The 22,918-nt window shown below is 72.4% G+C and carries 21 protein-coding genes and 1 riboswitch; of the genes, 10 read left to right on the top strand and 11 right to left on the bottom strand.

The annotated features are described in order from the left end of the window. Positions 1–10 precede the first annotated feature (10 nt). A riboswitch (guanidine-III (ykkC-III) riboswitch) is annotated at positions 11–78 on the bottom strand. 50 nt (positions 79–128) lie between these two features. Both Actkin_RS13375 and Actkin_RS13370 read right to left on the bottom strand, forming a co-directional pair. Further along, positions 129–911, bottom strand: coding sequence for a DUF6807 domain-containing protein (locus Actkin_RS13375; protein ID WP_258907426.1), 783 nt, complete (start codon positions 909–911; stop codon positions 129–131). Then, the gene (locus Actkin_RS13370) at positions 902–1,972 is read right to left on the bottom strand and encodes a Gfo/Idh/MocA family protein (RefSeq protein WP_258907425.1); all 1,071 of its coding nucleotides are present in this window, start codon (positions 1,970–1,972) and stop codon (positions 902–904) included. Before Actkin_RS13370 ends, Actkin_RS13375 begins: the two co-directional genes overlap by 10 nt. Before the next feature lie 215 nt (positions 1,973–2,187). Here Actkin_RS13370 and Actkin_RS13365 point away from each other — a divergent pair, with 215 nt between their 5' ends. The 10 genes from Actkin_RS13365 to Actkin_RS13320 all read left to right on the top strand — a co-directional run bounded on the left by Actkin_RS13365 (position 2,188) and on the right by Actkin_RS13320 (position 13,616). Next, positions 2,188–3,063: a carbohydrate ABC transporter permease gene (locus Actkin_RS13365; protein WP_189212932.1), complete on the top strand. Its 876-nt coding sequence runs from the start codon at positions 2,188–2,190 to the stop codon at positions 3,061–3,063. Beyond that, positions 3,050–3,895 (top strand): carbohydrate ABC transporter permease, encoded by an 846-nt coding sequence (locus Actkin_RS13360; protein WP_189212931.1) that lies wholly within the window; start codon positions 3,050–3,052, stop codon positions 3,893–3,895. The genes Actkin_RS13365 and Actkin_RS13360 overlap by 14 nt, the downstream gene beginning before the upstream one ends. A 12-nt stretch (positions 3,896–3,907) precedes the next feature. Beyond that, positions 3,908–5,176 carry an ABC transporter substrate-binding protein gene (locus Actkin_RS13355; protein WP_258907424.1) on the top strand — a complete coding sequence of 423 codons (1,269 nt, stop codon included), beginning with the start codon at positions 3,908–3,910 and terminating at the stop codon, positions 5,174–5,176. Continuing rightward, positions 5,173–6,435 carry a Gfo/Idh/MocA family protein gene (locus Actkin_RS13350; protein WP_258907423.1) on the top strand — a complete coding sequence of 421 codons (1,263 nt, stop codon included), beginning with the start codon at positions 5,173–5,175 and terminating at the stop codon, positions 6,433–6,435. The genes Actkin_RS13355 and Actkin_RS13350 overlap by 4 nt, the downstream gene beginning before the upstream one ends. Continuing rightward, complete coding sequence (locus Actkin_RS13345) at positions 6,432–7,292, top strand: NAD-dependent epimerase/dehydratase family protein (protein WP_258907421.1); 861 nt, start codon at positions 6,432–6,434, stop codon at positions 7,290–7,292. The genes Actkin_RS13350 and Actkin_RS13345 overlap by 4 nt, the downstream gene beginning before the upstream one ends. After that, positions 7,289–8,182, top strand: coding sequence for a 5-dehydro-4-deoxyglucarate dehydratase (locus Actkin_RS13340; RefSeq protein ID WP_258907419.1), 894 nt, complete (start codon positions 7,289–7,291; stop codon positions 8,180–8,182). Before Actkin_RS13345 ends, Actkin_RS13340 begins: the two co-directional genes overlap by 4 nt. Continuing rightward, positions 8,175–9,290, top strand: coding sequence for a mandelate racemase/muconate lactonizing enzyme family protein (locus Actkin_RS13335; protein ID WP_258907418.1), 1,116 nt, complete (start codon positions 8,175–8,177; stop codon positions 9,288–9,290). The genes Actkin_RS13340 and Actkin_RS13335 overlap by 8 nt, the downstream gene beginning before the upstream one ends. Before the next feature lie 339 nt (positions 9,291–9,629). After that, a complete protein-coding gene (locus Actkin_RS13330; protein WP_258907417.1) occupies positions 9,630–10,976 on the top strand; it encodes an aldehyde dehydrogenase (NADP(+)) in 1,347 nt (448 codons plus the stop codon). A 25-nt stretch (positions 10,977–11,001) separates the two neighbouring features. Further along, the gene (locus Actkin_RS13325) at positions 11,002–12,030 is read left to right on the top strand and encodes a LacI family DNA-binding transcriptional regulator (RefSeq protein WP_189212924.1); all 1,029 of its coding nucleotides are present in this window, start codon (positions 11,002–11,004) and stop codon (positions 12,028–12,030) included. A gap of 230 nt (positions 12,031–12,260) precedes the next feature. After that, complete coding sequence (locus tag Actkin_RS13320; protein WP_258907416.1) at positions 12,261–13,616, top strand: pectate lyase family protein; 1,356 nt, start codon at positions 12,261–12,263, stop codon at positions 13,614–13,616. Between the two features lie 596 nt (positions 13,617–14,212). Here Actkin_RS13320 and Actkin_RS13315 read toward each other — a convergent pair. Genes Actkin_RS13315 through Actkin_RS13275 form a run of 9 tightly spaced genes read right to left on the bottom strand, consistent with a single transcriptional unit; the run spans position 14,213 to position 22,918 of the window. Next, positions 14,213–14,956, bottom strand: a complete 744-nt coding sequence (locus Actkin_RS13315) for a hypothetical protein (protein WP_258907415.1) — start codon at positions 14,954–14,956, stop codon at positions 14,213–14,215. A gap of 13 nt (positions 14,957–14,969) precedes the next feature. Next, positions 14,970–15,488: a hypothetical protein gene (locus tag Actkin_RS13310; protein WP_189212921.1), complete on the bottom strand. Its 519-nt coding sequence runs from the start codon at positions 15,486–15,488 to the stop codon at positions 14,970–14,972. Then, positions 15,485–16,705: an MCE family protein gene (locus tag Actkin_RS13305; RefSeq protein ID WP_189212920.1), complete on the bottom strand. Its 1,221-nt coding sequence runs from the start codon at positions 16,703–16,705 to the stop codon at positions 15,485–15,487. Before Actkin_RS13305 ends, Actkin_RS13310 begins: the two co-directional genes overlap by 4 nt. Beyond that, entirely contained in the window at positions 16,705–17,727 is a 1,023-nt protein-coding gene (locus tag Actkin_RS13300; RefSeq protein ID WP_258907414.1) for an MCE family protein, read from the bottom strand. The genes Actkin_RS13305 and Actkin_RS13300 overlap by 1 nt, the downstream gene beginning before the upstream one ends. Beyond that, positions 17,727–18,809 (bottom strand): MCE family protein, encoded by a 1,083-nt coding sequence (locus Actkin_RS13295; protein WP_258907413.1) that lies wholly within the window; start codon positions 18,807–18,809, stop codon positions 17,727–17,729. Before Actkin_RS13295 ends, Actkin_RS13300 begins: the two co-directional genes overlap by 1 nt. A 5-nt stretch (positions 18,810–18,814) precedes the next feature. Then, a complete protein-coding gene (locus tag Actkin_RS13290) occupies positions 18,815–19,798 on the bottom strand; it encodes an MCE family protein (RefSeq protein ID WP_189212918.1) in 984 nt (327 codons plus the stop codon). After that, the gene (locus Actkin_RS13285) at positions 19,795–20,838 is read right to left on the bottom strand and encodes an MCE family protein (RefSeq protein WP_189212917.1); all 1,044 of its coding nucleotides are present in this window, start codon (positions 20,836–20,838) and stop codon (positions 19,795–19,797) included. The genes Actkin_RS13290 and Actkin_RS13285 overlap by 4 nt, the downstream gene beginning before the upstream one ends. After that, positions 20,835–22,085 (bottom strand): MCE family protein, encoded by a 1,251-nt coding sequence (locus tag Actkin_RS13280; RefSeq protein ID WP_189212916.1) that lies wholly within the window; start codon positions 22,083–22,085, stop codon positions 20,835–20,837. Before Actkin_RS13280 ends, Actkin_RS13285 begins: the two co-directional genes overlap by 4 nt. After that, positions 22,082–22,918: an MlaE family ABC transporter permease gene (locus tag Actkin_RS13275; RefSeq protein WP_189212915.1), complete on the bottom strand. Its 837-nt coding sequence runs from the start codon at positions 22,916–22,918 to the stop codon at positions 22,082–22,084. Before Actkin_RS13275 ends, Actkin_RS13280 begins: the two co-directional genes overlap by 4 nt.

The following is a 22,918-nucleotide window of genomic DNA, read 5'->3' as shown; positions in this document are numbered from 1 at the left end:
ATGTGCTCCTTGAGCGCCGTCTTGTCGCTGGCCGGGTACGGCGCCCGCTCGTCCGGGGACCTCATCACGAGGCACCGGCTCCATCGTGGCACACGCCCGCGCCGGGTGAGCACGGGCTTTGACCTATCTCACCACTCGTTCGCGGCCAGGTGGCCGTCGTACACCCGCGCGGTGAAGGAGCGGCGGAGCTCGCCGTCGACCAGCACGGGCGACTCCGCGGCCAGGGCCGAGCCGAGGCCGGGGTAGCCCGCCTGCCGCACGAACCACGGGTCGTCCACCGACGCCGTCAGCACGACGGTGAACGGGTGGGACGGCGAGCCGCCGTGGTAGGCCAGCCACGGGGAGCGCGTGTAGTGCACCTGCTCCTCCCCCACCCCGTGTTCGGTGAAGACGGTCGACGGGCCGTCGGGCAGCGGGAGCCGCCAGAAGAAGCCGCCGTAGCCCGCGCGGGCGCGGCCGTTGGTGGCCGGGCTGCCCAGGCGCACGCCGTCGGCGGCGAGGGTGACCGTGACGTCCAGCGCCCAGCCGCCCGCGATCGGGCGGGCGCTCTGCTCGCGGCGTTCGTGGGCGAGCACGGCGCCGTCGGGTCCCAGCCACGCCAGGTCCTCGTCCAGCCGCGACGGCGTCCGCTCCCGCCAGCGCACGTGGCGGATGGCGCCGTGGTCGTCCAGCCAGGTGTATCCCCGGTCGCGGACGTACGTGCGCCCGCCCCAGAGGTTCGCGCCGTTCACGTCCTGGACCCCGATGGATACGCCCAGGTGCCACCGGTGGTCCTCCGGCAGCGCGTCGGTGACGACCGTGCCCGACAGCGTCCTCACCGGGTGGAGGTACGGGCGGGGCGACAGGGTCGTGTGCAGTTCGGCCCCGGAGTTGTACGTGGCGACCGGCACGCCCGCGACGGTCAGGTCCACCGCACGACCTCCGAGAGCAGGGCCAGTTCCGCCGAGCAGCGCAGGACCGCGTCGTCCACGCCGTCGATGACCATCCGGTCGCCGACGGCCGCCGCGGGCACCGGGCGCGGCTCGGGGGCCAGCCGCACCGCCTCCAGGACCTCCATGAAGGCCCCGGTCTCCGCCAGGGGGCTGAGCAGGGGGCCGGGCTCGCGGACGCGGGCGACCAGGTCGGCCAGCAGGCCGGTCGTCGGGTACGTCGTCGTGACGTCGTCGTCGGCCGTCCGCAGGCGCACGCGGTCCTCCTTGTAGAACAACGTGATCGTCCCCTCCGAACCGTGCACGGTGATGTGGGGCGAGCGGACCGTCTTCGCGCACAGCGTGACCGCGACGACTATGACCGTCCCCCGGGACGTGCGCAGGCGCAGGGCCGAGGTGTCGTCCGACTCGATCGGGTTGGCGCGGAACAGCTCGACCTCCACGTCCGCGACCTGGCCCCGGCGGGTGCTGCCGTCGATGGCCAGGGCCGTGGCGACGGCGTGCGCGAACGGGTTGGTCAGCGCCCCGTCGACCACGTCCACCCCGTTCAGCCGCCGTTTGCCCGCCCACGGCGACCGGGTGAAGTAGTCCCGGCCGCGCTGCCACGTGCCCGCCACCCCGATGCCGCGCACTGTCCCGATCGCCCCGGACGCCACCAGCGCCCGGACGGCGGGCACGGCCGCCGACCCCAGGCTCTGGAACCCGACCTGGCACAGCAGGCCGGACGCGCGCACCGCGGCGCAGAGCCGCTCGAACTCCGCCAGCGACGTGGCGGGCGGCTTCTCCAGCAGCACGTGCGAGCCCTGCGCGAGCGCGGTCGACGCCAGGTCGGCGTGGGTGTGCAGGGGCGTGCTGATGATCGTGACCCGGTCCCCGGACGGCGCGGGCACGTCGGCCAGCGCCGGGTACGCGGGCACGCCGTCGACGTCCGAGCCCCGGGGATCGCAGACCGCGCCCAGCCGCACCCCGTCCAGCGCCCGGACCGCGCGCAGGTGCGACCGGCCGTAGCCGTGCAGCCCGACCAACACGATCTCCACTGTCACACCCGGAGACGATAACCGGTCGCGGCCGATCGAGAAAGCGCTATCTCAACGGACGGCGAACACCGACGGAAACCTTGACGCCACACCGGCAGACGGACTAGAAAGCGCTTACTTGCCCAACCCGGAACGAGGTGAGCGGCTTGTCAGTGACCGCACGACCGCGGGCCGCTGAGCGGGGACCGACACCCGCCCCGGCCCCGCCGAGACGGGGTGAGATGCGCCAGGGCACCGCCGCCTACCTGTTCCTGCTGCCCTGGTTCCTCGGCCTCGTCCTCATCACCATCGGCCCGATCGCGGCCTCGGCGTACCTGTCGTTCACCGACTACAGCCTCATCGGCGCGCCGGAGTGGATCGGACTGGACAACTACGCCCGCATGCTGGAGGACCCCCGGTTCTTCACCTCGCTGGGCGTGACCTTCACCTACGTGCTGGTCTCGGTGCCGCTGCAACTGGCCTTCGCGCTGGCCCTGGCGCTGGTGCTGGACCGGGGCGTGCGCGGGCTGGCGGTCTACCGCTCGGCCTACTACCTGCCGTCGCTGCTGGGCGGCAGCGTGGCCGTGGCGATCCTCTGGCGGCAGGTCTTCGGCACCGACGGCCTGCTCAACGGCCTGCTCGGCGCGCTCGGCCTCACCGGCATGCCCGGCTGGGTGTCCACACCGGACTTCGCGCTCGGCACGCTGATCGTGCTCAACGTGTGGACCTTCGGCGCGCCGATGGTGATCTTCCTGGCCGGGCTGCGGCAGATCCCCCGGATGTACTACGAGGCCGCCGCGGTCGACGGCGCCGGGCCGACGCGCCGGTTCTTCCACATCACCCTGCCGCTGCTGAGCCCGATCATCTTCTTCAACCTGGTGCTGCAGATCATCGGCGCGTTCCAGTCGTTCACGCAGTCGTTCATCGTCAGCGCGGGGACCGGCGGGCCCGCGGACTCGACCCTGTTCTACACGCTCTACCTGTACCAGCGCGGATTCGGCAACTTCGACATGGGATACGCATCGGCCCTGGCCTGGGTGCTGCTGCTCATCGTCGGCGGGCTGACCGCGGTCAACTTCCTCGCGGCGAAGCGCTGGGTGTTCTATGGCGACGGTTAGGACCACCACCGGAAAACGCAGGCCGCTGGCGCACGTCGGGCTGATCCTCTTCGGCCTGGCGATGCTCTACCCGCTGCTGTGGATGCTCGCGAGCTCGTTCAAGCCGACGCCGGACATCTTCACCGAACCCGGCCTCATCCCGTCCAACCCGACGCTGGACAACTACGTCGAGGGCTGGACCGCGCTCGGCGAGCCGTTCAGCACCTACCTGATCAACTCGTCCATCGTGGTGCTCGGGTCCATCCTGGGCAACCTGTTCGCCTGCTCGCTGGCCGCCTACGCCTTCGCCCGGCTGGAGTTCCGGTTCAAGCGGCTCTGGTTCGCGATCATGATCGGCAGCATCATGCTGCCGATCCACGTGGTCATCGTCCCGCAGTACGTGATGTTCGCCCAGGTCGACATGGTGAACACGTTCTGGCCGCTGATCCTGCCCAAGCTGCTGGCCACCGACGGGTTCTTCGTGTTCCTGATGGTGCAGTTCATCCGCGGGCTGCCGCGCGAGCTGGACGAGGCGGCGCGCATCGACGGCTGCGGGCACTGGGGGATCTTCTTCCGGATCATCCTGCCGCTGTGCGTGCCCGCGCTGGCCACCACCGCGATCTTCACCTTCATCTGGACCTGGAACGACTTCTTCAGCCAGCTCATCTTCCTGACCGACCCGGAGATGTACACCGTGCCGGTGGCGCTGCGGACTTTCGTCGACGCGACCAGCCAGACCCCGTGGGGCCCGGTGTTCGCCATGTCGATGGTGGCCCTCGGCCCCATCTTCGGGTTCTTCCTCGCCGGACAGCGCTACCTGGTGCGCGGCATCGCCACCACGGGCCTGAAGTGAAAGGACACGACCGTGCGCACCTTGAGACTGGGCGCGTTGCTCGCCGCCGCAGCGCTGACCGCGACCGCGTGCGGCGGCGGTGACCCCGGCGGCGACGGCCCGGTGACCCTGCGGTTCTCCTGGTGGGGCAGCGACGCCCGGCACACCATGACCCAGCAGCTCATCGAGGCCTTCCACGCCGAGCACCCCGACATCCGGGTGGAGGGCGAGTTCACCGGCTGGGCCGACTACTGGGACAAGCTGGCCACCAGCACCGCGGGCGGCAACGCCCCGGACGTCATGCAACAGGAATCGCGCTACGTGCGCGAGTACGCCGACCGCAACGCGCTGCTGGACCTCGGCAGGTACGACGTCGACGTGAGCAAGCTCGACCCGGCCGTCGCGGGCACGGGCAAGGTCGGGGACGCCACCTACGCGATCCCGACCGGCGTCAACGCCTACACCGTCGTCGTCGACACCGCCCTCTACGAACAAGCCGGGGTGCCGATCCCGGACGACGAGACCTGGTCGTGGGACGACTTCGTCGACACCACCGCCGCGATCACCGCCAACACCGGCGGCAAGGTCCACGGCGTGCAGAACATCGGCTTCAACGAGGCGGGCCTGGAGATCTTCGCCCGCCAGCGGGGCGAGTCGATCTTCACGGCCGACGGCGCGATCGGACTGTCCGACCAGACGCTGAGCGACTGGTTCGCCCTGATCCTGCGGCTGCGCGACCGCAAGTCCGAGCCGGAGCCGTCGGTGACGATCGAGACGCAGGCGGGCGGCATCGACCAGTCGCTCATGGCCACCAACCGCGGCGCGACCGGTGTGTGGTGGACCAACGAGCTGGCGACGCTGACCAAGGCGTCCGGGCACGAGCTGGCGCTGCTGCGCTTCCCCGGCGAGTCGCAGGGCAGGCCCGGCATGTACTTCAAGCCCGCGATGTTCTTCGCCGCGTCCTCGCGCAGCGAGCACCCGGAGGCGGCGGCCACCTTCATCGACTGGCTGGTGAACAGCCCGAAGGCCGCCGAGATCCAGCTGAGCGACCGCGGCCTGCCCGCGAACACCGAGGTGCGGGAGCAGGTCTTCGGCAAGCTCAAGGCGGCCGACCAGCAGTCCGGGGAGTTCCTGCGGGAGATCGGCCCGACGCTGGCCCCGCCGCCGGTGCTGCCGCCGCCGGGCGCGGGCGAGGTGCAGGGCGTGCTGCAGCAGCTCAACGAGCAACTGCTGTTCGACCGGATCAGCGTGCCCGAGGCTGTCAGTCAGTTCCGCCAGCAGGCCGAGGCCGCGCTGAAATGACGGGAACCACCCGGTACGCCTTCGTCGGCACGGGCCACCGCGCCCAGTTGTACTTCGACGCCCTGCTGGGCCCGTACGCCGACGTCGCCGAGCCCGTCGCGCTGTGCGACACCAACCCGACGCGCATGGCGTACTACCAGCGCCTGCGCGGCGGTGAGCCGCTGCCGACCTTCGCTCCCGAGGAGTACCTCGCGATGCTCGACCGGGTCCGCCCGGACGGGGTCGTGGTCACCTCGGTGGACGACACCCACGCCGACTACGTCGTGGCCGCGCTGGAGCGCGGTGTGGACGTGATCGTGGAGAAGCCGCTCACCGTGGACGAGCCGAGCTGCGCTCGGATCGCGGACGCGGCGCGGCGCTCGACGGCGCGGCTGGTGGTGACGTTCAACTACCGCTACTCGCCGCGCAACAGCGCGGTGAAGGCCCTGCTGCTCGACGGCGTCATCGGGACGCCGACGGCGGTGCACTTCGAATGGGTGCTGGACACCGTGCACGGGGCGGACTACTTCCGCCGCTGGCATCGGGACAAGGCGCGCTCGGGTGGGTTGTTCGTGCACAAGGCGACCCACCACTTCGACCTGGTGAACTGGTGGCTGGCCGACCGGCCGTCGGTGGTGACCGCCCACGGCGGGCTGCGGTTCTACGGGCCCGGCGGCGACCACGACACCGACGCGTTCGTCCTCGACCTGTCCGCCGACGTCCGGCTGCACGCGCTCTACGCCGACGCCGCCCGCCACGACGGCTACCGGCGCGACCAGGACGTCTTCTCCCCCGGCATCACGATCGAGGACACCATGGCCGCGCTGGTGCGCTACGAGTCCGGCGCGCTGCTGACGTACTCGCTGACCGCGTACGGGCCGTGGGAGGGCTACCGCGTGTCGATCACCGGAACCCGGGGCCGGATCGAGCTGGCGGTGTGCGAGCGGTCGAGCGTGCCGCCGGGCCGGGCCGCCGACGTCGTCGGCTGGCACCGCGACGCGCCCGACCTGCCCGAGGGCGCCCGACCGGTGGGCACCCGGCTGCTCCTGCAGCGGCACTGGGAGGCGGCGGAGGAGGTGCCGGTCGACGCGGCGGCCGGGACACACGGCGGCGGCGACGCCCGGCTGCTGGACGACCTCTTCCGGCCCGGCGCCGCGCCCGACCCGCTGGGCCGGGCGGCGGACTACCGCGACGGCGTGCTCAGCGTGCTCGTGGGCGCGGCGGCGAACGCGTCACTGGCCCGCGGCGGCGCCTCGGTCCTGGTCGTGCCGCCGTGGTGACCGCGCTCGTCACCGGGGGCGCAGGCGTGCTGGGCCGGGCCGTCGTCCGCGCGCTGGCGGACGCCGGACACCACGTCGTGTCGGTCGACCTGCCCGGGACGGCGGGCCCCGACGGGGCCGACGCGATCGCAGCGGACCTGACCGGCACCGAGCGCGCTCGGTCCGTGCTCGCCGAGGTCGGTCCGGCGGTAGTCGTGCACCTCGCGGCGATCGCGGTGCCGTTCAGCCGTCCGGAGACCGAGCTGCTGCGGACCAACCTGTCGCTCGCGCACAACGTCTGCGAGGCGGCGGTCGCCGTCGGCGCGGGGTCCGTCGTGCTGGCGAGCAGTCCGACGGTCATGGGCTACGGCCGCCCTGGGTGGCGCCCCCGGTACCTGCCGCTGGACGAGGACCACCCCGTCGCGCCGTGGCACGCGTACGCTCTGTCCAAAGTGGCCACCGAGCAGCTGGCCGCGATGTACGCCCGGCGTGGCGAGCGCACCCGGTTCGCCGTCGTGCGGCCCGGTTACGTCATCTCGCCGGAGCAGTGGGCGGGCGCGCCCACGCAGGACGGCAGCACGATCGGCGAGCGGCTGGCCGATCCGGCGATCGCGGCCAGGTCCCTGTTCAACTACGTCGACGCCCGCGACGCCGCCGACCTGGTCGTCCGGCTGGGCGATGCGGACGTGCCCAGCGGCGAGGTGTTCTTCGCCTGCGCCGCCGACCCGCTGGCCCGCGCGCCGCTGGCCGACCTGCTCCCCCGCGACTACCCGGCGCCCCCGGCGGGGCCCGCGTTCTCCATCGACAAGGCCGCGCGGCTGCTGGGCTGGCAGCCCGCGCGCTCGTGGCGCACCGAATTCGCAGGAGGTCCCCGGTGAACCTGGACGGAGTGCTGTTCTTCCCCGTCACGCCGTTCGACGACCATGGCGTGGATGTGCCCGCGCTGCGCGCGCATATCGAGCACGGCCTCGCCCACGGGCCCGGCGCGGTGTTCGTCGCCTGCGGGACCGGCGAGTTCGGCGCGCTCGACCGCGCCGAGCACGCCGACGCGGTGCGGGCGGCGGTGTCGGTCGTGGGCGGCCGGGCGCCGGTGCTCACCGGCGCGGGCGGGCCGCTGCCGCACGCGCGGGCGTGCGCCCGGCAGGCGGCCGACCTGGGCGCGGACGGGCTGCTGCTCATGCCGCCCTACCTGAGCCGGGGGCCGCAGGCGGGGCTGGTGTCGTACGCGCTGGCCGTCGCCGACGCGAGCCCGCTGCCGCTGGTGCTGTACCAGCGCGAGCCGGTCCGGTACACCCCGGAATCGGTGGGGCGGCTGGCCGAGCACCCCCGGGTGGTCGGGTTCAAGGACGGCAGCGGTGACCTCGACCTGCTGCACCGGATCGCGTTGACCGTGCGGGACAAGGACTTCCTGCTGTTCAACGGGCTGCCCACGGCGGAGTTCAGCATGCCCGCGTATGCCGGGATGGGCATCCCGCTGTACTCGTCGGCGGCGTTCGCCTTCGTGCCCGAGGTCGCCACCGCATTCCACACGGCGTTCACCGAGGGTGACACCGAGCGGGTGCGGGCGCTGCTGGACGCGTTCTACCGGCCGTTGGTCGAGCTGCGGGACCGGGTGCCCGGGTACGCGGTGTCGCTGGTCAAGGCGGGCGCGCGGCTGCGGGGGCAGCCGGTCGGGTCGGTGCGCGCCCCGCTCGTGGACCCGTCCGACGCCGACCTCGCCGCGCTGTCGTCGATCATCGACCGGGGGTTGGCGGTCGCCCGTGGCTGAGCTGACGCACCGGAGCAGGCGGGTCCCGCTCCCCCGGCCGTGGGGGCCGGACGTCACCCACGTCCACGTCGTCGCCACCCGGGTGACCTCGTCGGCGGGGGTCGGGCACGGGTTCAGCTGGACGCCGCGCGCGGGGGCGGGGGCCATCGCGGGGATGCTGGACGAGTTCGGTGCGGCCCTGGCGGAGCCGCTCGACCCGGCGCCGGTGTGGGACCGCCTGTGGGCCGACGCCCACGAGGCGGGCGGCGGCGGGGTGACCACGATGGCGCTGGCCGGGGTGGACATCGCCCTGTGGGACCTGCGCGGGCGCGCCGAGGGCCGCTCCCTGGTCGACCTGCTGGGGCGGCGGCATACCGCGGTGCCGGTGTACGGGAGTGGGGTGAACCTGCACTACCCGGTGGAGGACCTGGTCGCCCAGGCCCGTCGGATGGTGGCGGCGGGGTACGCGGGGGTGAAGATCAAGGTCGGGCTCCCGGACCTGGCCTCCGACATCGCCCGCGTCGCCGCCGTCCGCTCCGCGATCGGCGAGGACGTCGCTTTGATGGTCGACGCCAACCAGCGCTGGGACCTGCCGACGGCGTTGCGGGCGGTGTCGGCGTTGGCGGAGTTCCGGCCGTACTGGCTGGAGGAACCCTTGCGCGCGGACGACTTGCGCGCGCACGCGGAACTCCGGAGGCGTTGTCCGTTCCCCATCGCCCTCGGGGAGAACCTGCACACGGCGTACCAGTTCCGCGAGGCGATCCTGCTGGGCGCGTGCGACATCATCCAGCCGAACGTGGTGCGGGTCGGCGGGATCACCCCGTTCCTGCGGATCGCGGAGCTGGCGCGTGCCTTGGGGGTGGGCGTGGCGCCCCACCTGCTCCCGGACCTCTCCGGCCAACTGGCCCTCACCCTCCCGGGTCCGGTGTGGGTGGAGGAGGTGGAGGACGCCTCATTCGCCGCACTGGACGTGCTGTCCGCCCCGAGCGGGGTGGAAGTCAAGGAGGGGCGCCTGACGGCAGACACCGGCCCAGGCCACGGCCTCCGCTTCCACTGGCTCGACTCGGACACCCGGACACCGGTTCCCTCGGCCGCGTCCAGCCCTCCCCTGCTGGCAGACCACCCATGACCGCCGAGGCTTTCCACGCCCCGATCCAGGGACTCGGCAATCCCCTTTCCGCCGAGACACATCGGAGACCACAACGCCCACCGGGGTCGGCGATCGCGACGGCTGGTCTCATCGCGGATGCGACACATCCCTCGACTGCGGTTGGAGAGCTCGGCTCTTTGCCCTTCCTCGTGCCGCTCTGTCCGTCCGCTGCGGCGGGAGCCAAGGACCTGCCTTTCCTCGCGCGCCCCGATCGGCGGACCACCGTCCGGCCCCTATCCGACCTCGATACGGAAGCTGCTCATGACCTCATCTCTTCCTCTCGGTCCCGCCGTCGCGGTCTCGTCGTGGTTGGCGGGAATGGATCCGGTGGAGCGGGGGCGGATGCTCCTTGCCGTCGCCGACGCACTCGACAACGCGCGGGGGGAGCTGGTTCCCCTTGCCGATGCGGAAACATCGCTTGGTGAGGGGCGGTTGGCCGGGGAGTTGGCGCGGGCCAGCGGGCAGTTCCGGCTGTTCGCCGACGTCCTGCGGGAAGGGTCCTATCTGCGGGCCACCATCGACCACGCGGACCCCGCCACCAGCCCGCCTCGGCCGGATCTGCGGAGTGTTCTCGAACCGGTGGGGCCGGTCGCGGTGTTCGCGGCCAGCAACTTCCCGTTCGCCTTCGGGGTCGTCGGTGGGGACACCGCGTCCGCGCTGGCGGCCGGGTGTCCGGTGGTCGTGAAGGCGCATCCGGGGCATCCCGAACTCTCCCGGCGGCTCGCTGAGGTTGTCCACTCCGTACTGGAGCCGGGGGTCTTCGCCTTGGTCGAGGGGCTGGACGCGGGGCGCGCCCTGGTGACCCACCCCGACATCCGGGCGGTCGGGTTCACCGGGTCCGTCACCGGCGGGCGGGCGCTGTTCGACCTGGCCAGCGGGCGGCCCGACCCGATCCCCTTCCACGGCGAGCTGGGCAGCGTGAACCCGGTGGTGGTCACCAGGGCCGCCGCTGCCGCACGACCCCGGGAGATCGCGGACGGGCTCGTCGCCTCGTTCACGCTCGGCGTCGGGCAGTTCTGCACCAAGCCGGGGATCGTGCTGATCCCCGCAGGCTCCGGGCTGGAGACCGTCATCGCCGACCGGCTCGCCGGGGGCGGGCGGATGCTCACCCCGGCCATCGCCGAGGGGTTCCACCAGGGCGTCCGCCGCCGCGCCGACCGGATCATCGCCGGTCGCCAGCAGGACGGGCCCGACGCCGAGCCCGTGCTGTTCCTCGCCGACGTCGACTTCCTCGCCGAGCACCCCGAGGCGACCGAGGAGGTCTTCGGCCCCGCCTGCCTGCTCGTCCACTACACCGACGACGACCTCCCCCGCGCCGTCGCCGCGCTGCCCGGCAGCCTGACCGCCACCGTGCACGCCGAGCCCGCCGACGTCGCGGTGCTGGCGCCCGTGGTGGCCGCGCTGCGGGAGCGCGCCGGGCGGCTGGTGTGGAACGGGTGGCCGACCGGCGTCGCGGTCTCCTGGGCCCAGCACCACGGCGGCCCGTGGCCCGCCACCACCTCGGCCGCGCACACCTCTGTCGGCGCGCACGCGATCGCGCGCTGGCTGCGCCCGGTCTGCTACCAGGACTGCCCGCCCGCCGTGCTGCCCCGCGCGCTGCGCGAGGACAACCCGCTCGGCCTGCCCAGACGCGTCGACGGGGCGTGGACCGATCTAGAGTGTTAGCAGGAGACCACTCGGGAGTACAGGCATGACCGGCAGACCCCACGTGACGCTGGAGGACGTCGCCCGCACCGCGCAGGTGTCGCTGGCCACGGCCTCCCGGGCGCTCAACGGCGCCACCAGCGTGGGGCCCACCCTGCGCGACCGGGTCCTGGCCGCCGCCGAGGAACTGGCCTACACGCCCAACGCCCACGCCCGCGCGCTGGCCGGGTCGTCGCACCAGACGGTCGGCGTCATCTGCCACGACGTGAGCGACCCGTACTTCGCCACGATCGCGCGCGGCGTCATGCGGGTGGCCGGGGAGAACGACCTGCTGGTGATGCTCGCCAGCACGTTCCGCGATCCGCAGAAGGAGATCGCCTACGTGTCGATGCTGCGCGCGCAGCGGGCCTCGGCGATCCTGCTGATCGGCTCCGGGTTCGAGGACCGCGCCTGGGAGCGCGCCCTGGCCGCGGAGCTGGAGCCCTACCGGCGCGGCGGCGGGCAGGTCGCCGTGGTCAGCAGGCACCGCAGCCTGCGCGTCGACAGCGTCCAGCCGGACAACCGGGCGGGCGCGGCCGACCTCGCCAGGGCGCTGCTGGACCTCGGCCACCGCCGCTTCGCCGTGCTGGCCGGGCCGCGACGGCTGACCACAGTGGTCGACCGGCTCGACGGGTTCCGCGACGCCCTGGCCGACGCCGGGATCGCGCTCGCCGACGACGACGTGATCGAGTCCGGCTTCACCCGCGACGGCGGGCACGCCGCGATGCGCGAGCTGCTGGCCCGCAGGCGCGACGTCACGTGCGTGTTCGCGGTGACCGACGTGATGGCCATCGGCGCGCTCACCGCCGCGCGCGAGGCGGGCGTGTCGGTGCCCGACGACATCTCCCTGGCGGGCTTCGACGACATCCCCGTCGTGCGGGACCTGACGCCCGCGCTGACGACGGTCGCGCTCCCCCTCGAACAGCTCGGCGAGCAGGCGATGCGCCTGGCCATCCGCGACAACCGGGGCAAACGCAGCCGCGTGGTGCGCATGCCCGCCGACGTCGTGGTGCGCGACAGCGTGGCGCGCCTGTAACCGCGCGCAACCGCGATGTGGGACAACGTGTTCCCTGCTCGGAAGCCGCGCGCCGCAGTGCGCCCACTCTGACCCTTGCGGGGAAGTAACGGAATGGTCTAGCCTGCTGTAAGCGCTTCCAGAAAGCGCTTTCTCCCGGCAGGCGCGTCATGGCCCCGCCATCGTGACGCTACTGAGAGCGCTCCCCACCCCGGCGGTCCCCAACCCTGTGTTTCGCAAGGAGGCGACGCATGAGTTCGCACAAGCGGAGTGTTCCCCGTCGGCTGGCCGGGATAGCCGCGCTGTCCACAGTGGCCGCGGTCGGCGCCGGTCTGGTGCTGGTGTCCGCGCCCGCCAGCGCGGCGGCCGGCTGCCGGGTCAGCTACACCCTCTCGGGCCAGTGGCCGGGCGGCTTCGGCGCGAACGTCACCGTGACCAACCTCGGCGACGCCATCTCCGGCGGCTGGACGCTGGAGTGGGAGTTCGGCGCAGGCCAGACCGTGCAGCAGGGCTGGAACGGGGAGTTCAGCCAGAGCGGGTCGCGGGTGCGGGTCACCAACCCGGGCTGGGGTTCCAGCCTCGCCACCGGCGCCTCGGTCACGCCCGGGTTCAACGGCACGTGGCAGGGCAGCAACCCGGCTCCGACGGAGTTCCGGCTCAACGGGACGGTGTGCACGGGTGAGACCGTCCCGACCAGCACGACCACCACCACCACGACAACAACCACCACCACGACGAACAACCCGCCCCCGCCCAGCGGCCTGATCGGCTGGGCGACGCAGAACGGCGGCACCACCGGCGGTGGCAGCGCCACAGCGGTCACCGTCGGCAGCGCGTCGGCGCTGTCGTCGGCCGTCAGCGGCACGAACCCGGCCGTCGTCCGCGTCACCTCGTCGTTCTCCTGCTCCGGCATGCTCCGCGTCGGCTCCAACAAGACGATCCTGGGCGCGTCCGGGGCGACGATCTCCGGCTGCGGCCTGACGCTGAGCGGGTCGCGCAACGTCATCATCCGCAACCTGACCTTCCGCGACTGGGACGACGACGCGATCAACATCGAGTCCGGATCGACCAACATCTGGGTCGACCACAACTCGTTCAGCAGCGGCTACGACGGCGCGGTGGACATCAAGCGGGCATCCGACTTCATCACCGTGTCGTGGAACCGGATCTCTAGCCACGACAAGTCGATGCTGCTGGGCCACAGCGACGGCAACGGCAGCCAGGACCGCGGGCACCTGCGGGTGACCTACCACCACAACTACTTCGACGGCTCCGGCACCCGCCACCCGCGTGTGCGGTTCGGCAACCCCGTGCACGTGTTCAACAACTACTACCGCGACAACGAGTACGGCGTCGCCTCCACGATGGACGCCGGGGTGCTGGTCGAGGGCAACTACTTCGAGAACGTCGACGAGCCCACCCTGGTCGGCTACGCCAGCTCCGACCCGGGCGCGCTCGTGCAGCGCAACAACGTCTTCGTCGGCTCCGGCGCGCCGGAGTCCGGGGGCAGCGTGGCGCCCATCCCCTACTCCTACACCCTGGAGAACGCCGCCACCGTCAAGTCCTCGGTGAGCGCCGGGGCGGGCGCGGGCAGGATCTCGGTCTGACGGGAGGGACCGGGACGGGTGGGTGGGCGCTGACGCCCGCCCACCCGCTCGCCGGTCCCGACCGAGGCGGGCCGGTCCCACGGACCGGCCCGCCCGGCACGCGCGAGGCTCACCCGGCGGCGAACCGGCCGCCGCCAGGGCTGATGCGCGATCCGGGCCCCGTTGCCCGGAACCCGCCGAACCCCCGTTCGGCGGGAGACCACGACCGGCAAGCCAGCCGGGGAGGTCAGGAAGGTGCTGTCCGCGAGTCGCCGGGACCCGATGCCGACGTGCCTGACGAGCGAGCCGTCTGCCGCCCGGCGGACCCGAGGCCGCAGAGGCCGAGGAGGCCCAGTCGCGAGCTGACGTCAGGGAACGCCGGTGCCGCCTGCGGTCCATGGGCCACCGGGCACCGGGCACCGAGAGGGACCCCGGACCGGGATGGGGGCCGACAGGGCCGCGCGACCGCCGACCCAAGCGCGCCGGACCGATTGCGCCTGTCGAGTCGAGTGGCACCGATGCGGCGTCGAGGTGGTCGGTGCCAGGGCCGCGCAGGGATCGGGCGGGGTCGGTGGGCGGGCGGGGTCGGTGGGCGTGGGCGGGGTCGGTGGGCGGGGTCAGCGGGGGACGAGGTCGCTGATGCGCCACTTGCCGTCGGTGAGGACGGCGGTGACGGAGAGTTGGGCGCCCGCGGTGGTCGCCTCGCCGGTGTCGCCGCGGAGCGCGCTCTGGTCGAGGAAGACGAGGAGGACGGCGGTGTGGTCGTTGAGGCTCACGACGCCCGAGCTGACCACCCGGGTTGCCAGGGTGAGGCGTTGGGCGGGGGCCTGCTCCCGGACCTGGGCGAACAGGCGGTCGTACTGCTCCGACGCCGCTCCCGTCAGGACCTCGCGGGCGGCGGTCTCGGTGGCGGCGGTGTCGTCGTGGCGGTAGCTGAAGATCTTCTCCAGGCCCTCGCGGACCTGGCGGGTCACCTCGGCGGTCCCGGCAGTGTCGACCAGGGCCACGTTGGCGTCGGCGCGGAGCTGATCGGCCCGCAGCACGGCGAGCACGCCGCAGGCGACCAGCAGCGCCGACACGACCAGCAGGACGATCGGCAGGCGCAGGCCGCGCCGCGGGGCCGCGTCCTCGTCGCGGTCGCCCGACTCATCGGCCTCAGCGACGGCCGGGTCCTCCACGACAGCGGAGTCGACCTCACTGTCCACGGCCGAGTCGGCGACCGCACTGTCCTCACTTGTGTCGTCCTCGACAGCGGCCGAGCCGGTCACTGGCTCCACTGTGGACGTCGTATGCGGGCGGCGGATGCCCGCCACCTGGGGGCGGCGCGGGCGGGGGGCCACCGGGGTCCGGGTGCTGCGCATCGGGATCGCCTCCTTACACCGGGCTCGTCGGCACCTGGGCGATGCCGCTGAGCAGCCATCCCCGGTCCGTCTTGGTCATCTGGGCGGTGAAGCGGACGCGCTTGGTCACGGCGTCCCCGGTCTCCGGGGTGACCACCACCTCGACCGAGGCGATCACCGCGGCGGTGCCGTCCGCCGGGTCCAGTTCGGTCACGGCGGCGTCGACGACCTTGCCCTGGGTCGCCGTGCCCGCTTTGACGATGCGTTCCCGGCTGGCGTCCCTGGTGGCGCGCAGTTCGTCGGCGAGGGGGCCCGTGGCGGCCGACAGCCAGCGGTCCAGGCCCTCGTCGACATTGCGGTGGTCGAGGGTGTTGAACGTCTCCACGGCCGCGGTCGCGCTGCGCAGGGCCTCATCGCGCATGGCGGCCTGGTCGCTGTCCACATCCGCCGACGCCGTCCACCACCGCACTCCCCCGAACACCGCGAACGCCACCGCCACGGCGAACACGGCCATGGCCAGCACCCGGAAACGCCCTCGGGCAAGCGTGCTCATCGCGATCCCTCCAATCCCAGCAGTCCGCCCACGCTGTCGGTCATCGCGGGCGCGGGGCGCGGCTGCGGGACCGTCGCGGTCGCCCCGTAGGTGAACGGCTTGACCGCGGGCGGGACCCCGCCGCGCGGGACGTTCTGCGAGCCCCGCACGTTGCCCGCGCCCGGCGCGAGCGTGCAGCGCGCGTCGGTGTTCAGCGGCGCGCCGGAGGTGTCCAGGCCGTTGCGATAGCGGGTGCCGCCATAGCCCGCGGTGCACGGCAGCGGCGTGAAGAACGTCGTCGCCAGCCCGAAGTGGGCGCCGTCGGGCCGGATGACGTCGCGCGCGGCGGCCACCGCCTTGGGCGTCACCACGAGCATCTGCTCGATCCCCGCCTGCCGGGTGACCAGCACGTTCGACGTCGTCAGCAGGTTGGCCAGCACGATGCCCAGGTTGGGCCCGGTCTCGGCCAGCAGCCCGCTGATCTGCTCGGCCGCGCCAGGCGCCTTCTGCAGCACGGTGCGCAGGTCCCCGTCGGACTTCACCAGCTGCTCGGCGATGAGCTTGCTGCCCTCGGCGAAGCCCTTGATGGACTCCGAGGTCTCCACCTGCGTCGTCAGCACCGTCCCGGCGTCGGTGATCAGCGCGGTGGTCTGCGGCAGGTACTCCGTGGCCATCTTCGTGAACTCCGCCGAGGAGTCCAGCAGCGCCTGCAGCGCCGGTCCCGCGCCCTCGGTCGCCAGGTACATCTCGTCGACGACGGTCCGCAGCTCCTCGCGCGGCACGGACTCCACCAGCCGGTCCAGGTTGCGCAGGACGGTCTCGGTGGGCAGCGGCAGCTGGGCGCGGTCGGAGGAGATGATCGACCCGTCGGCAAGGTACGGCTCGCCGTCGCGCGTCGGGCGCAGGTCGACGTACTGCTCGCCCACCGCCGACCGGTTGGCCACCACGGCCTGGACGCTGGCGGGGATCACCGGGGCGTCCGGGTCCAGCAGCAGGTCGACCTCGATGCCGTCGCCCAGCAGGGTCAGGTCGCCGACCCGGCCGATGGCCACGCCGCGGTAGGTCACCTCGGCGTTGGTGAAGATGCCGCCGGAGTGGTCCAGCCGCAGGTGCACGGTGTAGCCGGAGCCGCCGAACAGCCGGTCGAGGCCGACATAGCGCGCGCCCACGTACGACACGCCCACCAAGGCGATCACGACGAACGCCACGACCTGGATCCGGACCCGCTTGGTCAGCATCAGCCCTCACCTCCATCCACTGGGGGAAGCGGCAGCGCGGCGGCGCCCGGCACGGGCGACTGGGCGCTGAACGACAGGTAGGAGTTGATGTAGTCGCCGCGCACCGCCGCCATCGCCTTGTCGGTGAAGGGGAAGGTGAACAGCACCTCCATCGCCTGCGGCAGCTGCTGACCGGCCTTGGTCAGCTCGCGCAGCGTCGGCTCCAGCGCCCGCAGGTCGGCGACCAGGTCGTCCTTCGAGCGCTCGACCACGTCGACGGCGACGCCGGAGAGCCGGTCGAGCGACTTCAGCATCGTCACGAACTGCTCGCGCTGGCTCGCCAGCACCTCGATGCCCGGCCCCAGCCCCTCCAGCAGCGCGGTGATCTGGTCCCCGCGCGGGCCGAGGTCGGCGGCCAGCCGGTCCATGCCCTCGATCGCCCTGACGATCTCGGCGCGGTGCGAGTCGAGCTGCCCGGCGAAGGTGTCCAGGTTCTTCAGCAGCGACTTGATGTCGGACTCGCGGCCCTCCAGCGCGTTGTTCAGCTCCTGGGTGATCAGCTGGAGCTGCCCGATGCCGCCGCCGTTGAGCAGCAGCGACAGCGCGCCGAAGACCTCCTCGATCTCCGGGTTGCGGTTGGTGCGCTCGACCGGGATGACCGCGCCGTCGGCGAGCGTGCCGATCCTGGCGTCGTCGTCGGGGTCGTCGAGCTCGACGAACTTCTCGCCGAGGACGCTGGACTGGCGCAGCCGGGCGTAGGCGTTGGCCGCCAGCCGGATCTCGCCGTTGACCGACAGCGACACCACGGCGGTGCGGCCGTCGGCGGACAGCGTGATCGCCTCGACCCGCCCGACCGGCACGTCCTCCACCTTCACCGCGGACTGCGGGACCAGGTCCAGCACGTCGCGGAAGTGGACGGTCACCTGGTACGGGTGGTCGCCGAGGTCGGCGCCGCCGGGCAGGTCGACGTCGTAGAGTCCGGCCCCGCAGCCGGTGGCGGTGAGCCCGGCCAGCAGGACGGCGGTCAGCCGTGCGGCGCGCATCAGCGGCCTCCGGGGTCGTCGGTCGCGGGCAGGGGGAAGGCGCGGGGGGCCGACGCGGAGAACTCGGTGAGGTTGGCCCGGCCGTCGATGGTGCGGGTGGCCGGGTCGTAGGCGCCGAGCAGGTTGGTCAGCGCGTTGGGCACGGTGTCCAGCGCCTCGGCGAGCGACGCGCGCTGGTCGACCAGCACCTGGGTCACCCCGGTCAGCTTCTCCACGTTGGACTTCAGCAGCGCCCGGTTGTCCCTGATGAACACCTCGACCGTCTCCAGCGCCGAGGCCAGCTCCGACAGCGCCTGGTCGAACGTCGTGCGCTCGTTGACCAGGAACTCGGTGACGATGGCCAGTTGCTCGTTGACCTCGCGGACCTGCTCGTCGTTCTTGGCCAGCATCGCGGTGAACTTGTGCAGGCCGTCGATCGTGGCGAACAGGTCCTCCTGGGAGCCGTTGAGCGTGCGGGCGAGGTCGCCGAGGTCGCGGATCGTCTGCCCGGTGGCCGCGCCGTTGCCGCCCAGGTACTCCGCGCCCGTGCGCAGCAGCTCGCTGAGCGCGCCGTCGGCGTTGGCGCCGTCGGGCCCGAGCGCGGTGGTGAGCCGGTCCAGGCTGGCGAACAGCTCGTCCAGCTCGACGGGCACCTGGGTGCGCGGGACCGGGATGACCGCGCCGTCGGCGATCTTGTCCCCGGCCATCCACACGGGACTGAGCTGCACGTACCGGTCGGAGACCAGGCTGGGGGTGACGACGAGCGCGTTGGCGTCGGCCGGGATGGGGGCCTCGGCGTCGACGGTCATCTCCACCCGCACCGACGCGCCCTGCGGGGTGACGCTGTCGACGGTGCCGACCTGCACGCCGAGCACCCGCACGTCCGAGCCGGGGTAGAGGCCGACGGCGGCGGTGAAGTACGCCGTCAGCCTGCGCACGTCGCCGCGGCCCGCGATCGCCCACGTGCCCGCGGCGACCACGATCGCCACGACGGCGAGCAGCGCGCCGCGCGCGATCCACGGGTTCGCCTTCCTCGGCTTGCGGACCCTCGGCGGCCTGGCGACCTTGGTCGCCTTGCCCATCTTCCTCGTCTTCTCGGCCATGCCCCTCACCGCCTCGGCGGGACGCAGCCCGCGGTGCCGTCGGCGGCCGGGATCAGGCCGCAGATGTAGGTGTCGATCCAGCGGCCGTTGCCCACCGCGTTGCCCACCAGCCGGTAGAACGGGCCTGCGAGCTTCAGCGCCTTGTCCAGGTTCGCCTGGTTGCGCTGCAGCACCTCGGCGACCCGGTCCAGCTGGGTCAGCGCGGGCCCGATCTGCGCCTGGTTCTCCTGCACCAGCGCCTTGAGCTGGGCGGAGAGGTCCCGCGTGCCGCGCAGCAGCGCGCCGATGGCCTCGCGGCGGTTGGCGAACTCGGTCAGCAGCACGGCGCCGTCGTCCAGCAGGGCGTTGAACTGGTCGGTGCGCTCGGCGAGGATCTTGCCGACGCCCGCGGAGTGCTCCAGCAGCTTGCGCAGCTCCTCGTCGCGGGTGGCGACCGTGCGCGAGAGCGCGGACATGCCCTCCAGCGCGGTGCGCACCTCCTGCGGCGTGGTCGCCGAGAACGTCTCGGAGAGGGTGTCGAAGCTCTCCGCCAGGCTCTCGGTGTCGATGTCGCTGACAGTGTTCGCCAGGTCCTCGAACGCCTCGGTGACGTCGTAGGCGGTGATCGTGCGCTCCAGCGGGATGGGCGTGCCCGGGTCCAGCTCCGCGCCGCCCGCGGGCTCCAGCGCCAGCATCTTCTGGCCCAGCAGCGTCTTGATGCGGATGGCGGCCACGGTGCGGTCGCCCAGCCAGACGCCCCGCGAGCGGAAGGAGACCTTGACGTAGGAGTTCTCCAGCTCCACGTCGGTCACCTTGCCCACCTTGACGCCCGCGACCCGCACCTCGTCGTCGGGGCTCAGGCCAGCCGCCTCGCGGAAGTGCGCGACGTAGGTCGTGCCCCCGATGATCGGCAGGCTCTCCCAGGTGAACACCAGCAGGCCGAGCACCGCCATGACGGTCGCGCCGACCAGGCCGACCTTGACGGTGTCGCGTTCGCGGAAGGGCTTCACGGGCGGCACCTCGCATCGGTGACCGGCAGGCCGATGTCGGCGGGCGTCTGGCCGGGGGCCGGGGGGACGTCGGTGGTGATCGAGCAGAGGTAGAGGTTCAGCCAGGACCCGTACGACGCGGTGCGGCCGATGGTCTCGTACTTGACCGGCAGGTTGCTCAGGAACGCCTCGAACGCCGGGGTGTTGTCGGCCAGCGTCTTCGACAGCGCGCCGAGGGCCTCGATGTCGCGGCGCAGCGGCTCGCGCCCGTCGGCGAGCAGGCCCGCGGTGGCGGTGGTCAGCTCGGAGAGGCCCTGGATGGCCTCGCCGATCGGCACCGCGTCCTTGGCCAGCCCGGACACCAGCTGCTGGGTGGTCTCGATCAGCTTCGACAGCTCGTCGCCGCGCTCGTCGAAGCGGCCGATCACCGTGTTGAGGTTGGTGATGACCCGGCCGATGACCTCGTCCTTCTCCGCCAGCGTCGTGCTCAGCGAGCCGATGTGGGCGATCAGGCTGTCCACCGTGCCGCCCTCGCCCTGAAGCACCTGCACGATCTCCATGGACAGCTTGTTGACCTGCTCGGGGTTGAGCGCCTGGAACAGCGGCTTGAAGCCGTTGAACATCGCGGTCAGGTCGAGCGCGGGCCGGGTGCGGTCCAGCGGGATGGTGGCGCCCTCGGCGAGCGTGCCGCCGCCCGCCGAGGCCGGGCCCTGGTCGAGGCTGATGTAGCGCTGGCCGATGAGGTTGCGGAACTTCAGCGTCGCGGTGACCTGCGCGCTGAGCGGCCAGCGCCGGTCGACGGTGAACTCCACCTCGGCGACCCCGCCACCACCCTCTGCGCCGTCCACGACGGAGATGTCCTCGACCTGGCCGATGCGCACGCCGGACATGCGCACGTCGTCGCCGGGGTTGAGCGAGGTGACGTCGGTGAACCGCGCGAGGTAGACGGCCGCGTCGTCGGTGCCCTTGTTGGCGATCGTGATGGCCAGCAGGCCGGTCGCCAGGACGGTGACGACGGTGAAGATCAGGGCCTTGACCAGCGGCCGGACGAGGCTGATCACGACAGCTCCACCTCCGCCCCGCGCAGCAGCGGCCCGACCAGCAGCGAGCCGAACCCGCCGACCGCGGCGGGGTCGCCCCCGTCGGCCGCGGCGACCAGCTCGCCCACGAACGCGTTCTCCTGCGGTGAGTTCGGCAAACCCAGACCGTCCTCCGTGTACGAGGCGGGGGTGGCGACGGCCGCCGTGGCGCCCGCGGCCAGCCCGCCGGGGTAGCAGCGCGGCCCGCCGCCCGCGGTGTAGCGCGGGCGGTCAGCGCCCGGCCGGTACGCCCCGCGCGACTCCTTGACATCCAGCTTCACGTGCAGACCAGGCTCGTTGGTGCCGACGCCGAACGCCTTCTCCAGGTCCGGCTTGAGCGCCATGACCGCCTGCGTCAGGCAGGGGAACTCCGGGGAGTACCTGGCCAGCAGCTCCAGCGTGGGACGGCTGTTGTTCGCCAGCCCGATCAGCGTCTCCCGGTTGCCGCGCAGGAACCGGTCGAGGTCGTCGGAGGTCGTGGTGAGCGTGGCGAAGAGCTTGCCGAGCTGGTCGCGCTGTTCCACCAGCGTCTTGGACGTCGTGGTCAGCCCGGCGAGGGCGTCGACGATGTCCGGCGCGGCCTCCTCGTAGACCTCCAGCGTGTCCGCGAACTTGGTGATGTCTTCCTTGATCTTCGGCAGTTCGGGGTTGATCTCGGCGAGGTAGTCGTCCAGCAGGGACAGCGTCTCGCCGAGCTGGTCGCCGCGGCCCTCCAGCGCCTGGGAGACCGCGCCGAGCGTGCTGGCCAGCTTCTGCGGCTGCACGGCCTGCAGCACCGGCAGCAGGTCGCGCAGCGCCTTCTCGATCTCGATGGCCCGCTCGCTGGTGTCCTGCCGGATCGTGTCGCCCTCGTCGAGGATGCCCTCGGGGGTCTCCGGCAGCACCAGGCTGACGTAGCGCTGGCCGAACAGCGTCTTGGGCAGCAGCCGCGCGGTGACGTTGGCGGGCAGCAGCTCGGCCTTGTCCGGGTCGAGCGCCAGCTCGACGGCCACGCCGTCGCCGTCGGTGCGGATCTCGCGCACCGCGCCGACGACCATGCCGCGCACCTTGACGTCGGCGTTGAGCCGCAGCTGCGTGCCCGCCCGGTCCGCGCGCAGCGTCACCATGTCGGTGGAGACGAAGTCCTTGTTGTACACGGCGATCGTCAGCCAGCCGAGTGCGCCGAGCAGGAGGATGAACACCACGCCCATCGCCTGGTTGCGCCGCCTGATGCTCCTGCGCCGCCTCATCCGGCCACCTTCACCGTCGTGGTCGCGCCCCAGATCGCCAGGCTGAGGAAGAAGTCCAGGACCATCGTGACGACGATCGCGGTCCGCACCGAGCGGCCCACCGCCACGCCGACGCCCGCCGGGCCGCCCGCGGCGCGGTAGCCGTAGAAGCAGTGCGACAGGATGATCGCCACGCTGAACACGAGCACCTTGACGAACGACCAGACCACGTCCTCCGGCGGGAGGAACAGCGAGAAGTAGTGGTCGTAGGTGCCCGCCGACTGCCCGTACACCCACACCGTCGTCATCCGCGCGGCGAGGTAGGAGGTGAGCAGGCCGATGATGTAGAGCGGGATGATCGCGATGAAGCCCGCGATGATCCGGGTGGTCACCAGGTAGGGCATCGACCGCACGGCCATGACCTCGAGCGCGTCGATCTCCTCGGAGATGCGCATGGCGCCCAGCTGCGCGGTGAACCCGCAGCCCACCGTCGACGACAGGGCCAGGCCCGCGACCAGCGGCGAGATCTCCCGGGTGTTGAAGTAGGCCGACAGGAAGCCCGCCAGCGCCGACGTGCCGATCTGGTCGAGCGCGGCGAAGCCCTGCAGGCCGACCACGGTTCCGGTGAACACCGAGATGCCCAGCATCACGCCGATGGTGCCGCCGATGACGGCCAGCGCCCCGCTGCCGAAGCTGACCTCGGCGAGCAGCCGGATCACCTCGCGGAAGTAGCGGGTGATGGTGAACGGGATCCAGGCCAGCGCCCGCAGGTAGAAGCCGAGCTGGTCGCCGAGGCGCTCCAGCGCGGTGCCCGGCCTGGCGAGGGCCGCGCGCGCCCGGTTGAGCGTCGTCAC

This window comes from Actinokineospora sp. UTMC 2448, from assembly GCF_024760565.1.
Taxonomy (GTDB): domain Bacteria; phylum Actinomycetota; class Actinomycetes; order Mycobacteriales; family Pseudonocardiaceae; genus Actinokineospora; species Actinokineospora fastidiosa.
Note: the sequence above shows the minus strand (reverse complement) of the source record. Positions and strands in the feature narration are given on the sequence as shown.